Raw genomic sequence first — 14,571 nt, forward strand, 5'->3', positions numbered from 1 at the left:
GTCCTGCTGTGTCCCCACCTGTGCAATCGCCGGCGCGTGGCAATCTACCAACCGCGGGCACCGACCGAACCTGCTCGGGGAGTCGTACCGACCGTGATCAGGGTGTCGAGCGACGATACGAGCTGTTCGGGGCCTGCCGGGTGCGCGGCGGCGGGATCGTGCGGTCCGATCACGTAGCGTCCGTCGCCGGCGATGTCGATCCATTGCATGACGCCGACGTCCCTGCCGCTGCCGTAGCGGGGGCCGCGGCAGACCCGGATCTTCCCGCGGCCCGCGTAGCCCTTCTGCACGGCAGATTCGAGTCGCGGGGCGGGGGCCACCCGGTTGACCTCCTGCAGGATTCCCTGGGAGAAGTGGGCGTCCTCCGCGTCCCGCCGCTGGAACCGGCGCCGGCCGGCGGCGTTCTGCGGGATCAGCCCGATCAGTTGGGCGCCCAGTCGCCCGGCCGCACCGGCGCCGATCACCACGTCGCCACCGATCTGCGGTGCCCGGCCGGGGAGTTGCGAAGCGATCACCACCCACTGCCGGTGTTGCGCACCGATGATGCGGATCGGGGTCTCGTCGGCGGTTGCACCTGAGACCTCGACATACACCTCGGGTTCGGCGAGCACGCCCAACGCCGACCTCACATCGTCGTGCTCGGCTCCAGCGAAGGCCTCGCGTAGCCGGTTCTGCTCGGCGACATATGCATTGAGCCCGGGGTGCGCGCTCACGATCCGGAGCGGGTACGGGGTGCGATCCTGCCCGGTGCCGGCCCACAGTGCGTCGAACAGTTCGGGACGCAGCCGCCGATTGCGCATGTTCATGCGCCGATCACCGGCGGTGAGACGAGGGGCAGTTTGCCGATCAACTCGTTACCGTTGTCGAGGGTGATCAGGTAGTCGGGCGTCTTGTGTTCCTTGTCCTCGCCGCCGCCCCTGCCGGCTCCTCCGCCCATCATTCCCCCACCAATCGGGCCGGTACCCCGCATTCCGGCACCCGCGCGACCTCCGGCGTTGACCCCCGCGACCCCGGGTGCGGTGCCGGGCCGGGCCACGGCCCCCGGCTGATTCCCGGCGCCGACACCACCGCCGAGTCCGCCGACTCCCAGTCCGCCGCCACCGGAACCCCCACCCACACCTGCGGATCGCAGGCCGGCACCCGAGGATGTATCGGCGCTGGAAGGCATGCCCGACCGCCCTTGTGCCTGATCCCCCGTCACCGAGGCCGGGGCCGTCGTCGCCGGTGTAGTGGCAGCCGACGGCGCGGTTGCTGCATTCTGCTGCGTGCCGTCCGCAGCAGGTGCGCCGTCCACACCAGGCTCGGCGGACGGGTCGCTGACGGGAGCGTCGCCGGTATTCGGCTGCCCGGTGATCGGTCCGCCGAAGCGATCGCTCGAACTCGGGGTGCCGCTCGCGTAGTCGACACCGGGCCCGCCCGGACCTGAAGGAACGTCGACGATGCTCTCCGGCTTCGTGAACGACGGGACGTTGCCGTCCGAGGTCGCGAGTCCGGGGTTGTAGATCGTGGCCATCTTCTCGCGCGCTTCGCCGTCGCGCCGGTAGTACTCGTCCTCGGTGTCCGTGTCCCAGGGCGTCAACTTGTCCCACAGTCCGGTGCCGATGGTTTCGGGAACCTGCGACCGAAGCGACGCGACCGTCTCCGCCAGCGGCGTCAGCGCGTCCGCCACTCCGTGAAGTTGTTCCTGCGCCTGCGGCGCGGAGGTCGAGTACCGCTCGGTCTCTCCGTAGGCCGCCGATGCGGCAGCACCGTGCCAACTCTCGTTGATCGCCTTCTTGATCGCGTCGCTGAACTCGACGATCGCATCGTGGGCCGTCGTCCCCAGTTCGGTCCAGGCTCGTGCGATGCCGCTCACGTGCTCGACATTCATGCCGTCGACGGCGCTGGCAATCCTCGCGTGATCCCACTGGTCCGAGTGAAAGTTCTCGGGATCCTTGATGTATGCCGGGTCGGTCGCGTTTCCCCCTCCGATGGTGCAGTCCACCACGCACGGTCAATTGTTCTGACGCAGCAGGACCCTCACCGGTTCCGCCCGCCCCCGCGAGAGAATCTACAAGACGGCACTCGGAACCCTAGTATCGAATATGTGCCGGCAATCGATCTGAACAGCGACCTCGGCGAGAGCTACGGCGCCTGGACCCTCGGCGACGACCTGGCGATGCTGAAGCTCGTGACCAGCGCCAACGTGGCGTGCGGGTTTCATGCGGGCGATCCCGCGACGCTTCTGTCCACCTGTTCGGCGGCGTCCGCGCTGACAGTCCGGATCGGCGCCCAGGTGGGCTACCACGACCTCGCCGGGTTCGGACGCCGGTTCATCGACATCGCCCCACGCGACCTGACGGCCGACGTCGTCTATCAGATCGGCGCCCTCGACGGTCTCGCCCAGGTTTCCGGCTCGGCGGTGGCGTACGTGAAACCGCACGGCGCGCTGTACAACGCGATCGTCCACCACCGCGAGCAGGCCCGCGCGGTGGTCGCGGCGGTCAGCGCGTACGACGAGACGCTGCCCGTCCTCGGCCTGCCCGGTTCGGCGTTCCTCGAGGAGGCCGAGAAGGCCGGACTGCGGACGGTCACCGAGGCGTTCGCCGACCGCGCGTACACACCCGAGGGGACACTGGTGCCGCGCACGACGGACGGGGCCGTCCTGCACGATCCCGCGGTGGTGGCCGAACGGGTCCTCAGGCTCGTCGTCGATCACACCCTCGAAGCGGTCGACGGCACGGTCCTCGCGGTCACCGCCGAATCCGTCTGCGTCCACGGCGATACGCCCGCAGCCGTCGAGATGGCCACCGCCATCCGGTCGTTGCTCGACACCGAGGGCATCACGGTGGAGCCGTTCGTGTGATGCGCATCCTCGACGTCGGAGAAAGCGCGGTCCTCGCCGAGTTCGAGGATCTCGGCACCGTGCTCACGCATTTTCGTGCGCTGGACGGCTCTCGGCCACCCGGGGTCGTGGAGGTGATTCCGGCGGCGCGCACCATCCTGGTGCGGTTCGACCACGGCGCGACCAGCCGCGACCGCGTTGCCAAGTGGGTGCGGACCACGGAATCGGAGGCGACGGTCACCGAGGATGCGCCCGACGAGATCCGGATAGACGTGCGCTATGACGGTCCCGACTTGGAGGACGTGGCCGAGCTGACCGGTCTCGGTGTCGACGGCGTCGTCGCTGCACACACCGGAACTCCGTGGACGGTGGCGTTCTGCGGCTTCGCACCGGGTTTCGGTTACCTCACCGGCGGCGCACCCGAACTGCACGTGCCGCGCCGGTCGACGCCTCGGACGTCCGTCCCCGCCGGGACCGTGGCTCTGGGCGGGGAGTTCACGGGAATCTATCCCCGCAGCTCGCCCGGCGGGTGGCAACTCATCGGCACCACCGACGAACCGATCTGGGATGCCGAACGCACTCCCCCCGCCCTGCTGCGCCCCGGCGTCGTCGTGCGCTTCGCGCCCGTGAGTACTTATTAACCGCCCGACGTTAATAAGTACTCACGGGCGCGAAGCGCCATCGGTTCGTACTCTCCCACAGCAGAATGCGGGAGTCCGGCGCATCTCCGGGCTCCCCCGACGATGGAGCCGGCGGCCGATCCTGTTCTTCGACATAGCCTTCCGGCGGGGGCAGTGCGACCGTGGACGTGGTCGAGCTCATAGATTCTCTCCGTTGAGATCCGGGCGCCGTGTGTTGTCGTGGAAAACGAGAAAGATCCGCCCCGCGGGCGCCATTGACCGCGGGACGGATCGAGTGTCGGGACACGCGTGTGCCGGCAGACGGGGTGTGTCAGGAGTTGCGGTGCGCGTCCGCGATGTCGAGAACCGTGTCGAGGATCGCGAGTCCTTCGCGGGCCTCGGCCTCGGTGACGGTGCACGGAGGCACGGCGTGAATGCGATTGAAGTTGGCAAACGGCAGCAATCCTCCTGCCTTGCACGCCGCGATCACCTCGTTCATCGCCGGACTGGAGGTGCCGTACGGAGCGAGCGGTTCCTTCGTGGCACGGTCGGCGACGAGTTCGATCGCCCAGAACACGCCGAGTCCGCGGACTTCGCCGATCGACGGGTGCCGGTCGGCCAGGCCACGCAGTCCGGGACCGAGGATCTCGCTGCCGGTCCGGGCCGCGTTCTCGACGATCCCCTCGTCCTCCATCGCGTTGATCGTCGCGGCTGCGGCTGCAGTGGCGAGCGGATGTCCCGAATAGGTAAGCCCGCCGGGGTACGGCCGGTTGGCGAACGTCGCCGCGATCTTCTCGCTGATCGCGACACCACCGAGCGGGACGTACCCGGAGTTGACCCCCTTCGCGAACGTGATCAGGTCGGGAACGACACCGAAATGGTCGATCGCGAACCACTTTCCGGTCCGGCCGAAACCGGACATCACCTCGTCGGCGATGAACACGATGCCGTAGCGGTCGCAGATTTCGCGGACACCTGCCATGTAGCCGGGCGGGGGCACCATGATCCCCGCGGTCCCGGGAACCGATTCGAGCACGATCGCTGCAATCGAGTCCGGCCCCTCGAGGCGGATCAGCTGGTCGAGGTGCTCGAGCGCGCGCTCGGTTTCCTGCTGCTCGTTCTCCGAGTGGAACTGCGACCGGTACAGGAACGGTCCGGGGAAGTGGACGACTCCGCTGTTGCCGTAGTCGTTGGGCCACCGGCGCGGATCGCCGGTGAGGTTGATCGCGGTGTCGGTGCCGCCGTGGTACGAGCGGTACCGCGACAGCACCTTGTAGCGGCCGGTGTGCAGCCGAGCCATGCGCACCGCATGCTCGTTGGCGTCGGCGCCGCCGTTGGTGAAGAGCACCTTGTTCAGGTCACCCGGGGTCCGCTCGGCGATAAGTCGCGCGGCCTCGGAGCGGGCGTCGTTCACGTACTGCGGTGCGATGGTGCACAGCTTCGCGGCCTGGTCCTGTATGGCGGCAACGACTTTGGGGTGCTGGTGCCCGATGTTCGTGTTGACGAGCTGGGAAGAGAAGTCGAGCATGCGGTTCCCGGCGCCGTCCCACACATACGAACCCTCGGACGCGAGGATCGTCATCGGGGTGATCTGCTCCTGCGCGGACCACGAGTGGAACACGTGCGCCCGGTCGAGGACATACGCGCGCTCCCCTTCGACACGGGCCGCGTCGAGAGACTGACCGGTAGGCAAAAGTTCCTGGGAGACTGTCGTCGTCATGACCGTAGGTCCTTTCCGGCTCAGTTGTTCTGGGGGAAGCCGAGGTTGAGTCCGCCGTGGCTGGGGTCGAGCCAGCGGGTGGTGACGACCTTGCCGCGGGTGAAGAAGTGCACGCCTTCGGTGCCGTGGGCGTGGGTGTCGCCGAAGAGGGAGTTCTTCCAGCCGCCGAAGGAGTAGTACGCCATGGGGACGGGGATGGGGACGTTGATGCCGACCATGCCGACCTCGACCTCGTTCTGGAACCGTCGGGCGGCGCCGCCGTCGTTGGTGAAGATGGCGGTGCCGTTGCCGAACGGGCTCGAGTTCACCAGTTCCAGGGCCTCGTCGTAGGACTCGACCCGGATCACGGAGAGGACGGGTCCGAAGATTTCGTCGGTGTACACGCTCATGTCGGTGGTGACGTGGTCGATCAGGGTTGGGCCGAGCCAGAACCCGTCCGTGCCGCCATTTGCCTGTACCTGTCGGCCGTCGACGACGATCGTGGCCCCGTCGTTTTCGCCGGCGTCGATGTAGGAGGCGACCTTGTCGCGGTGCACCTTCGTTACCAGCGGTCCCATGTCGGAATCGAGGGTGCCGTCGCCGATCTTCAATGTGTCGGTGCGGTCCTTGATCTTGGCGACGAGTTCGTCGGCGATGTCGCCGACCGCGACCAGGGCGCTGATGGCCATGCAGCGTTCGCCGGCGGAGCCGAAGCCGGCGTTGACCATGGCGTCGGCGGCGAGGTCGAGGTCGGCGTCGGGCAGGACGATGGCGTGGTTCTTCGCCCCACCGAGGGCTTGGACGCGTTTGCCGTGGGCGGTGCCGGTGGCGTAGACGTATTGGGCGATGGGGGTGGAGCCGACGAAGCTGATGGCCTTGATGGCGGGGTGGGTGAGGAGTTCGTCGACGGCGGTCTTGTCGCCCTGCAGGACGTTGAACACCCCGGCGGGCAGGCCGGCTTCGGCCCAGAGTTCGGCCATCCAGATCGCGGCGGTGGGGTCCTTCTCGGACGGTTTGAGGACGACGGTGTTGCCGGCGGCGATGGCGATGGGGAAGAACCACATCGGGACCATGGCGGGGAAGTTGAACGGGGAGATGATCGCGACCGGGCCGACGGGCTGGCGGAGGGAGGTGACGTCGATGTTGGTGGAGGCGTTTTCGGTCATGCCGCCCTTGAGCAGGTGCGCGATGCCGCAGGCGAATTCGACGACTTCCTGGCCGCGGGAGACCTCACCCAATGCGTCGGAGACGACCTTGCCGTGCTCGGCGGTGATGATCTCCGCCAACTCGCCCTTGCGGGCATTGAGCAGTTCCCGGAAGTTGAAGATCACCTGGGTGCGTTTGGCGAGGGAGGTGTCGCGCCAGGCGGGGAACGCGGCGGCGGCGGCGTCGATCACGGCGCGGGCATCCTCGACGCTGGCGAGGGCGACCTGACCGGTGACGGCACCGGTCGCCGGATTCGTCACGGGCGCGGTGTTGCCGCTGGTCCCGGTGAACGTCTTGTTGTCGAACCAGTGCGATATGGTCCGGCCTTCGGCGGAGTGCGATATGGTCCGGCCTTCGGCGGAGTGCGATATGGTCCGGCCTTCGGCGGAGTGCGATATGGTCCGGCCTTCGGCGGAGTGCGATATGGTCCGGCCTTCGGCGGAGTGCGAGATGGTCCGGGTCTGCGCTGCGCCATCGCTGTGTGTCATGGGTGTCCTTACCGAGAGAGCCGATACGCGGAAACTCCGCGCGAAATGCGATGACTTCACTCTGGTCCGTCAACGAACGCCCGGAGCCCGACGATCTGTAAGGAAATCCGACCTCTGCTTTACACTGCGTAAATGCAGCCCACCATCGTCGACATCCTGGCGCTCCCGGTCGTACAGGCGGGAACACCCGAGGTGATCGGCGGCGGACCGCTCGACAGGCCGGTGCGTTGGGTGCACGTCAGCGATCTACCCGATTTGTCGAACCTCCTCCAGGGTGGCGAACTCGTCCTCACCACCGGCCGGCCGCTCGCGGACGACTCGTCGAGCGTGGCGTACCTGGAGGGACTGGCCGCGGCGGGCGCGGCCGGACTCGTCGTCGAACTCGGCGTCCACGTCGACACTGTGCCGGAAGGGGTGGCGCGCGCCGCCGACAGACTGTCGTTCCCCGTCATCGCACTGCATCGCCAGATCCGGTTCGTCGAGGTCACCGAGGAAGTGCACCGATCGATCGTCGCGGAGCAGTACGACGAGGTCGCGTTCGCCCGGCACGTGCATGAGGTCTTCACCGACCTGAGCATGAAGCGGGCATCGCTCGGTGAGATCGTCGACGCCGCGGCCGGAATGCTCGGCGCCCCGATCGTGCTCGAGGACCTCAACCGGCAGGTGCTGGCCTTCGCGGCGCAGGGAACCACGGCGGCGGATCTCCTCGCCGAGTGGGAACGTCGGTCGCGGCTGACGCCCGTATCGCATCAGACCGCGATCGACGGCCCGGAGTCGTGGACGACGACGCCCGTCGGCGCGCATCGGCAGGAGTGGGGACGACTCGTCGCCCCTCGCCCCGTCGCCGAAGGTCGGGCGCGGATGGCCCTCGAGCGTGCCGCGCAGGCGCTCGCACTGAACCGCATGGTCGAGCAGGACCGGACCGCGCTCGAGCAGCAGGCCCAGAGCGGGCTCATCGACGAACTCCGCCGCGGACGCATCCAGGACGAGGCCGAGGCGACGGCGCGCGCCCACGCGCTCGGCCTCCGGCCGGCACTGACCTACCTGCCGATGACGGTCCGGGTCAGCGAAACCGCCAGCGCCGACCAGGTTCTCGCGCAGCGACGCCGAGTGAACATGCTGGACGCCGTCCGCCACGCGGTCCGGACGTCGCGGCAAACCGCACTCACCGCGAACACCCGCGCCGGACAGATCGACCTACTCCTGTCCCATCCGCCGGAGTCGACACCCGACGCGCTACCCGAACTCTGTGCGGCGATCCGTGCCGCGCTCACCCGGCTCGACGGCGTCCTCCACTGCACGATCGGCGTCGGTCCCGAATCGACCCGGCTCCTGGACGCCGCGGGCGGCCTGACGGAATCGGCTCACATCGCCGAGGTCGCGCTGTCGTTGCCACCGGGCGACAAGGTCTTTCACCGAGCAGCCGACATCCGGTTGCGCGGTCTGCTCGCCCTCATCCGGACCGATCCGCGGGTGCAGGCATTCGCCGAGACCGAACTCCGCGGCCTGCTGGAGCATCAGGCCCGACACGGCGGCGACAGCGTCGACGTCCTGCGCAGCTTCCTCGAACTCGGTGGCAACAAGACGGAACTCGCGAAACAACGTCACCTCTCTCGCCCCACGCTCTACGCGAAACTGGCCACGATCCAGCGCCTGCTCGGTGTCGACCTGGACGACGCCGAGTCCCGGACGTCGCTGCACACGGCCATGCTGATCCTGCGGCTCCGCCACCCGTGAGTACTTGTTAACGGCGGGCGGTTAATAAGTACTCACGGGGCGGAGCCACACTCCGAACATCCTTCGACGACGACCGGATCAGGGTGTCGGCATTCGAATAGTCGCGAGCCAGTACCCCAATATGGAGAATTATCTTCACGACTATTGGCATGAGGGGACGCTTTCTTCACCATTGGCACCTACCAATCGAATTTCCGACAGCACGGAGCTCTCATGAAGATCGGCATCCCCCGCGAAATCAAGAACCACGAATACCGGGTGGCCATCACCCCCGCCGGTGTCCACGAACTCACCGAACGCGGCCACGAGGTGATCATCGAAGCCGAAGCCGGCATCGGCTCCTCCTTCGCGGATGAGGACTTCAAAGCCGCAGGCGCCCACATCCTCCAGGCCGCCGACCAGGTATGGGACACCGCCGACCTGCTCCTGAAGGTCAAAGAACCCATCGCCGACGAATACACCCGCCTGCGCCAGGACCAGGTGCTCTTCACCTACCTGCACCTCGCCGCCTCCAAGGACTGCACCGACGCCCTGCTCGCGTCCAAGACCACCGCCATCGCCTACGAAACCGTCATCGGCACCGACGGCTCCCTCCCCCTGCTCGCCCCGATGAGCGAGGTCGCCGGACGACTCGCCCCACAGGCCGGCGCCTACCACCTCATGCGCCAGGGCGGCGCCGCGGCGTCCTGATGGGCGGCGTCCCCGGCGTGCGCCCGGCCAAGGTCGTCGTCATCGGCGCCGGCGTCTCCGGCCGCAACGCCACCGCCATCGCCCACGGCATGCACGCCGACGTCACCGTCCTCGACCTGTCCATCGCCCGCCTCCGCGACATCGACGCCCTCTACCACGGCCAGGTCAAGACCATCACCTCCAACAGCCTCGAACTCGAACAGGCCGTCGAGGGCGCCGACCTGGTCATCGGCGCCGTCCTCGTCCCCGGCGCCAAGGCCCCCACCCTCGTCTCCAACAACCTCGTCTCGCGGATGAAGCCCGGCTCGGTCCTCGTCGACATCGCCATCGACCAGGGCGGCTGCTTCGAGGACTCACGTCCCACCACCCACGCCGAACCCACCTACCAGGTCCACGACTCCGTCTTCTACTGCGTCGCCAACATGCCCGGCGCCGTCCCCCGCACCTCCACCTACGCCCTCACCAACGCCACCCTCCTCTACGTCGCCGCCCTTGCCGACAAGGGCTGGAAAGAGGCCACCGCGACCGTCCCCGGACTCGCCGACGGCCTGTCCACCCACGACGGACAGCTGCTGTCCGCCGAAGTCGCTGCCGCGCACAGCTACACCGCAGTCTCCTGAACGATTGATCCGACGAGAGCGTATCCAGCAGACCTGCGGTTGCGGGACAATCGAACGATGGCTTGGCTCGAGGTCGTGCGCACCGGACCCTTCACCACCGTGCAGGATCGGGGCCGCCCCGGTTACGCGTCGATCGGCGTCGGCGAGTCGGGTGCCGCTGACCGGGACGCGCACGACAGCGCAAACCGGTTGGTGGGCAACCATTCCGGCGCAGCCACGTTGGAGGTCACGCTCGGTGGGCTCGCGGTACGTGCGGCCGGGACCGTCTCTGTCGCCGTCACGGGCGCCCAGAACCCCGTCACCGTCAATTCCGAACCCCGGCCCGCCTACACGATGCTGCACCTGAACACCGGCGACCTGCTGGAGATCGCGTTCGCATCGGAAGGACTCCGCAGCTATGTCGCGGTGCGCGGAGGTTTCGACGTGCCCGCGGTGATGGGGAGCCGGTCCACCGACACTCTGTCGGGGATCGGCCCCGATCCCGTCGCCGAGGGGGATCGGCTGTTGGTCGGTGCGGATGCCGGCGACTGGCCTGCGGACGAGATCATCCCCCCACCGGTCGCCCCCGAGGATCCGCTGATGATGCGCGTCCGGCTCGGACCGCGGGACGACTGGTTCACCCCCGCGTCCGTCGAGGCCCTTCTCCGCGAGACGTGGACGGTCAGCTCCGACACCAATCGCGTGGGGGCACGACTCGAGGGTCCGGGACCGTTGCACCGCGCGGTGACGGAGGAGATGCCGAGCGAGGCCATGGTGGCGGGGGCGCTGCAGGTGCCGCCCAACGGTCAGCCCATCCTGTTCCTGGCCGATCATCCGGTGACCGGCGGCTATCCGGTGATCGCCGTGGTCGCCGAGGCCGATTTGCCGGTGGCTGCGCAGTTGCGGCCCGGGCACCGGGTCCGCTTCCACCGGATGGTGGCGCCGACCATTCCGCGGTGACGCCCTACCTCGCTGCCAGCGCGGTTCGGAGCCCGCGAAGCCGTCCGGTCACGGGATCGGCCCCGACCGCCGCCCGCCCACGGAACTTCACTTCCGAGGCCGTCTCCGGCGCGTCGTCCGACGTCGCCCGGAGGAATCGGTTGGGCAGCGCCAGTTTGTGAATGGTCCGCAGCGTCAGAAGGTATTGCCGCGCAAGCGAACCGGTGGTGTACGGCAGGTCGTACTTCTCGCACAGGCCGCGCACCGCGGTCGAGATCTCGGCGTACCGATTGCTGGGAATGTCAGGGAAGAGATGGTGCTCGATCTGATAGCACAGGTTGCCGCTCATGAAGGCCATGACGGCGCCGGCCCGGAAGTTCGCGGTGCCGAGCATCTGGCGGAGATACCACTCGGCCCGGCTTTCGTCCTCGAGTTCCGCAAGCGTGAACTTTTCGGCTCCGTCGGGGAAGTGCCCGCAGAAGATCACGACGTACGACCACACGTTCCGCAGCAGGTTGGCAACGAGATTCGCCTTCAGCGTTCGTCGCCACCGCCGCCCGCTGAGAACGGGGAACAGCACGTAGTCCTTGCCCATCTGCCGCGCGATCTTGCCGAGCAGATCTCGCACCGGTGGACGCAGACGCCGGCTCGCCTTGTCTTCGGCACTGGGCGGAAGCAGATCGTGGAGCGCGATGCCCCATTCGAACGACGCCGCGAGCAGAAGATTCTGAATCGGCTGTAGCAGGTGGATCGGACGCCATTCCTGATCACGAGTGACGCGCATGACGCCGAACCCGACGTCATCGTCCATCCCGAGCACGTTGGTGTACTTGTGGTGACGGAAGTTGTGCGCATACTTCCACTGCGACGACGGACCCACCTGATCCCACTCCCAGGTGCTCGAGTGGATCTCGGGATCGTTCATCCAGTCCCACTGCCCGCGCGAGACGTTGTGGCCGATCTCCATGTTCTCGACGCTCTTGGCCACACCCAGTGCCGTCGTCCCGAGGACCACGCCCGTGGACGACCGGCTGCCGTGGATCATCAGTCGGGCGAGTCCGTCGAGCACGCGCTGGAACGCGATGGTGCGGCGGATGTACGTCGCATCCGTCGCCCCGAGGGACTCCGCGACGTCGCGGCGTAGTGCGTCGAGTTCGAATCCGAGCGCCTCGACGTCCTGCTGGGTGAGGTGCGCGTATTCCTTGATATCGGTGATTGCCATGACCGGCCTCCAACCTCGCGGTCACTGATGACCTCAGTGAACGCCGCTGGTAGCAGCGTGTCAACACTGTAGGTCTACGGTAGGTGCCGACAGTGTTGAAGCGGCACCCTCAGCCCGCTACCGACCGTGCGGGCTTGCCCGACGACGACCTGCTGTTCGCGGGTCGGGGAGCCTAGCCGCGGCGACGACGGGCGATGTCGGCGAGCACGACACCCGCGGCGACGGACGCGTTGAGCGATTCGACGGGGCCCGCCATCGGAATGCTGAGGATGGCGTCGCAGTTCTCGCGGACCAGGCGCGACAGTCCCTTGCCCTCCGAGCCGACCACGACCACCACGGGGCCGCTGCCATCGAACTCGTCGAGGGTGGTATCGCCACCCGCATCGAGACCAACCACCTGGACGCCCTTGGACGCCCAATCCTTCAGTGTGCGAGTGAGGTTGGTGGCGCGGGCGATCGGCAGGCGGGCTGCCGCGCCGGCGCTCGTCCGCCACGCGACCGCGGTGACCGACGCACTGCGGCGCTCCGGGATCACCACACCGTGACCACCGAACGCGGCCACCGAACGCACGACGGCACCGAGGTTGCGGGGATCGGTGATGTTGTCGAGGGCCACGAGCAGCGGCGCCTCCTGATGCTTGCGGGCTTCCGCGATCAGGTCGTCGGGGTGCGCGTAACGGTACGGGGGCACCTGCAACGCGATGCCCTGGTGCATGCCGTTGGCGCTGAGCCGGTCGAGATCGGTCCGGGGAACCTCGAGGATGGAGATGCCCGCGTCGGCAGCCCGCTGAACGGATTCCTTCAGGCGATCGTCGCTCTCGGTCCCGACCGCGACGTACAGCGCGGTCGCGGGGACGCCGGCGCGCAGGCACTCGACGACGGGGTTGCGGCCCAGCACGTTCTCGGGGCCGTCGAGCACCTTGCGTCCGGCGGTCTGACGACCGCGGCCGGGCTGCTTGTCGGCTTCCCTGGCCGCGCGGGCGGCGCGCTTGGCGGCGGGGTGCTTGGTGCGGGCTTCCGCGGGCGGGGTGGCGCCGCGGCCTTCCAGTCCCTTGCGGCGCTGGCCACCGGAACCGGCGACCTGCCCCTTCTTGGTACCGGCCTTGCGGATGGCTCCGCGCCTACTCGAATTTCCAGCCATTACTACTGTCCTGCCTTGAGAGACCACTCGGGCCCGTTGGGGGTATCGGTGACCTCGATGCCCGCCCGGATGAGACGGTCACGCACCTCGTCGGCCACAGCCCAGTTCTTCTCGGCGCGGGCACTCTGCCTGCGCTCGAGTTCGGCCCGGACCAGAACGTCCAGGGCATCGGTTGCCGCGGACGCATCCGCGGTCTCCTGAGTCCAGTGCTCGTCCAGCGGGTCGACGCCGAGGATTCCGAGCATGGCCCGGACCTGCGACGCGATCTCGCGCGCACCCTCGAGATCTCCGCCGTCGAGGGCGATGTTGCCCTCGCGGACCTTGCCGTGCACCTCGGCGAGCGCGGCGGGGACGGCGAGGTCGTCGTCGAGCGCGCGAGCGAATGCCTCCGTCCACCGACCGACCGGCACCTCACCGGCACGCTCCTGCGTGCGCATGACGAACGACTCGATCCGGCGGAACGCCGCGGCCCCCTCGTCGAGCGCGGTGTCGGAGTACTCGAGCATCGACCGGTAGTGGGCACTGCCCAGGTAGTAGCGAAGCTCTTGCGGCCGAACCTTTTTCAACACGTTCGGCACCGAGAGAACGTTGCCGAGCGACTTCGACATCTTCTCGCCACCCATGGTGACCCAGCCGTTGTGCAGCCAGTACTGCGCGAAGTCGTCGCCGGAGCACTTGGCCTGCGCGATCTCGTTCTCGTGGTGCGGGAACACCAGGTCCAGGCCACCGCAGTGGATGTCGAACGCCGCCCCGAGATAGAACTCGGCCATCGCCGAGCACTCGAGGTGCCAGCCCGGCCGGCCCCGGCCCCACGGCGTCGGCCACGACGGCTCGCCCGGCTTCTCCGCCTTCCACAGCGTGAAGTCGCGGGGATCACGCTTGCATTCGCCGGCACTCTCGCCCTGGTGCACGTCGTCGAGCTTGTGCCCGGACAGGCTGCCGTACCGGGGGTAGCTGCGGACGTCGAAGTAGACGTCCCCGCCCGCGGCGTACGCGTGGCCGTTGTCGATGAGGCGCTGCATCATCTCGACCATCTGCGTGATGTGGCCGGTGGCTCGCGGCTCGACGGACGGCGGCAGCACACCCAGCTGCTGATAGGCCCACGTGAAGGACCGCTCGAACGTGGCGGCCCACTCCCACCACGGCCTGCCCGCCTCCGCGGCCTTGTTCAGGATCTTGTCTTCGATGTCCGTGACGTTGCGGACGAACGCCACGTCGTAGTCGTGGGCGAGCAGCCAGCGTCGCAGCACGTCGAATGCGACGCCGCTGCGTACGTGGCCGATATGGGGGTCGCCCTGCACCGTGGCGCCACACAGGTACACCGATGCGTGTCCAGGGGCCAGCGGAACGAAGTCACGCATGGCCCGCGTCTCGGTGTCGAATAGGCGCAGGGTCACGACCAGCGA

The 14,571-nt window shown here is 68.0% G+C and carries 11 protein-coding genes and 1 pseudogene; 5 read left to right on the forward strand and 7 right to left on the reverse strand.

The annotated features are described in order from the left end of the window. Window positions 1-44: 44 nt before the first annotated feature. Both GO592_RS27295 and GO592_RS27300 read right to left on the reverse strand, forming a co-directional pair. Window positions 45-806, reverse strand: coding sequence for an ESX secretion-associated protein EspG (locus tag GO592_RS27295; RefSeq protein WP_007295553.1), 762 nt, complete (start codon window positions 804-806; stop codon window positions 45-47). Continuing rightward, window positions 803-1,987 (reverse strand): hypothetical protein, encoded by a 1,185-nt coding sequence (locus tag GO592_RS27300; RefSeq protein WP_007295554.1) that lies wholly within the window; start codon window positions 1,985-1,987, stop codon window positions 803-805. The genes GO592_RS27295 and GO592_RS27300 overlap by 4 nt, the downstream gene beginning before the upstream one ends. Window positions 1,988-2,086: 99 nt before the next feature. On the opposite strand from GO592_RS27300, the gene GO592_RS27305 reads away from it, so the two are divergent. Then, on the forward strand, window positions 2,087-2,845 hold the full coding sequence (locus GO592_RS27305; protein WP_007295555.1) for a LamB/YcsF family protein: 759 nt from the start codon (window positions 2,087-2,089) through the stop codon (window positions 2,843-2,845). Beyond that, window positions 2,845-3,465, forward strand: coding sequence for a 5-oxoprolinase subunit B family protein (locus GO592_RS27310; protein WP_007295556.1), 621 nt, complete (start codon window positions 2,845-2,847; stop codon window positions 3,463-3,465). The genes GO592_RS27305 and GO592_RS27310 overlap by 1 nt, the downstream gene beginning before the upstream one ends. A 310-nt stretch (window positions 3,466-3,775) precedes the next feature. Here GO592_RS27310 and GO592_RS27315 read toward each other — a convergent pair whose 3' ends face one another. Together GO592_RS27315 and GO592_RS27320 are read right to left on the reverse strand one after the other, a co-directional pair. After that, window positions 3,776-5,164 carry an aspartate aminotransferase family protein gene (locus GO592_RS27315; RefSeq protein ID WP_007295557.1) on the reverse strand — a complete coding sequence of 463 codons (1,389 nt, stop codon included), beginning with the start codon at window positions 5,162-5,164 and terminating at the stop codon, window positions 3,776-3,778. A 20-nt stretch (window positions 5,165-5,184) separates the two neighbouring features. Then, the gene (locus GO592_RS27320; RefSeq protein WP_443218434.1) at window positions 5,185-6,837 is read right to left on the reverse strand and encodes a CoA-acylating methylmalonate-semialdehyde dehydrogenase; all 1,653 of its coding nucleotides are present in this window, start codon (window positions 6,835-6,837) and stop codon (window positions 5,185-5,187) included. A gap of 132 nt (window positions 6,838-6,969) precedes the next feature. Between GO592_RS27320 and GO592_RS27325 the strand changes: the two genes are divergently transcribed. The 3 genes and pseudogenes from GO592_RS27325 (at window position 6,970) to GO592_RS27335 (ending at window position 10,823) form a co-directional block, all read left to right on the forward strand. Next, window positions 6,970-8,574, forward strand: a complete 1,605-nt coding sequence (locus GO592_RS27325) for a PucR family transcriptional regulator (protein WP_007297385.1) — start codon at window positions 6,970-6,972, stop codon at window positions 8,572-8,574. Window positions 8,575-8,787: 213 nt separating this feature from the next. Further along, window positions 8,788-9,884: pseudogene (gene ald, locus GO592_RS27330) on the forward strand (alanine dehydrogenase). A 57-nt stretch (window positions 9,885-9,941) separates the two neighbouring features. Then, the gene (locus GO592_RS27335) at window positions 9,942-10,823 is read left to right on the forward strand and encodes a biotin-dependent carboxyltransferase family protein (RefSeq protein WP_007301534.1); all 882 of its coding nucleotides are present in this window, start codon (window positions 9,942-9,944) and stop codon (window positions 10,821-10,823) included. A 4-nt stretch (window positions 10,824-10,827) separates the two neighbouring features. Here the strand turns inward: GO592_RS27335 and GO592_RS27340 are convergent, their stop codons facing one another. The 3 genes from GO592_RS27340 to cysS form a co-directional block, all read right to left on the reverse strand. After that, window positions 10,828-12,024, reverse strand: a complete 1,197-nt coding sequence (locus GO592_RS27340; protein ID WP_007301533.1) for a fatty acid desaturase family protein — start codon at window positions 12,022-12,024, stop codon at window positions 10,828-10,830. A gap of 172 nt (window positions 12,025-12,196) precedes the next feature. Further along, window positions 12,197-13,165, reverse strand: a complete 969-nt coding sequence (gene rlmB, locus GO592_RS27345) for a 23S rRNA (guanosine(2251)-2'-O)-methyltransferase RlmB (protein ID WP_007301532.1) — start codon at window positions 13,163-13,165, stop codon at window positions 12,197-12,199. A 2-nt stretch (window positions 13,166-13,167) separates the two neighbouring features. Then, window positions 13,168-14,562 (reverse strand): cysteine--tRNA ligase, encoded by a 1,395-nt coding sequence (gene cysS, locus GO592_RS27350; RefSeq protein ID WP_005262233.1) that lies wholly within the window; start codon window positions 14,560-14,562, stop codon window positions 13,168-13,170. Between the last annotated feature and the right edge of the window lie 9 nt (window positions 14,563-14,571).

The sequence above is a fragment of the Rhodococcus sp. 21391 genome (genome assembly GCF_016772255.1).
Lineage (GTDB): Bacteria > Actinomycetota > Actinomycetes > Mycobacteriales > Mycobacteriaceae > Rhodococcus_F > Rhodococcus_F opacus.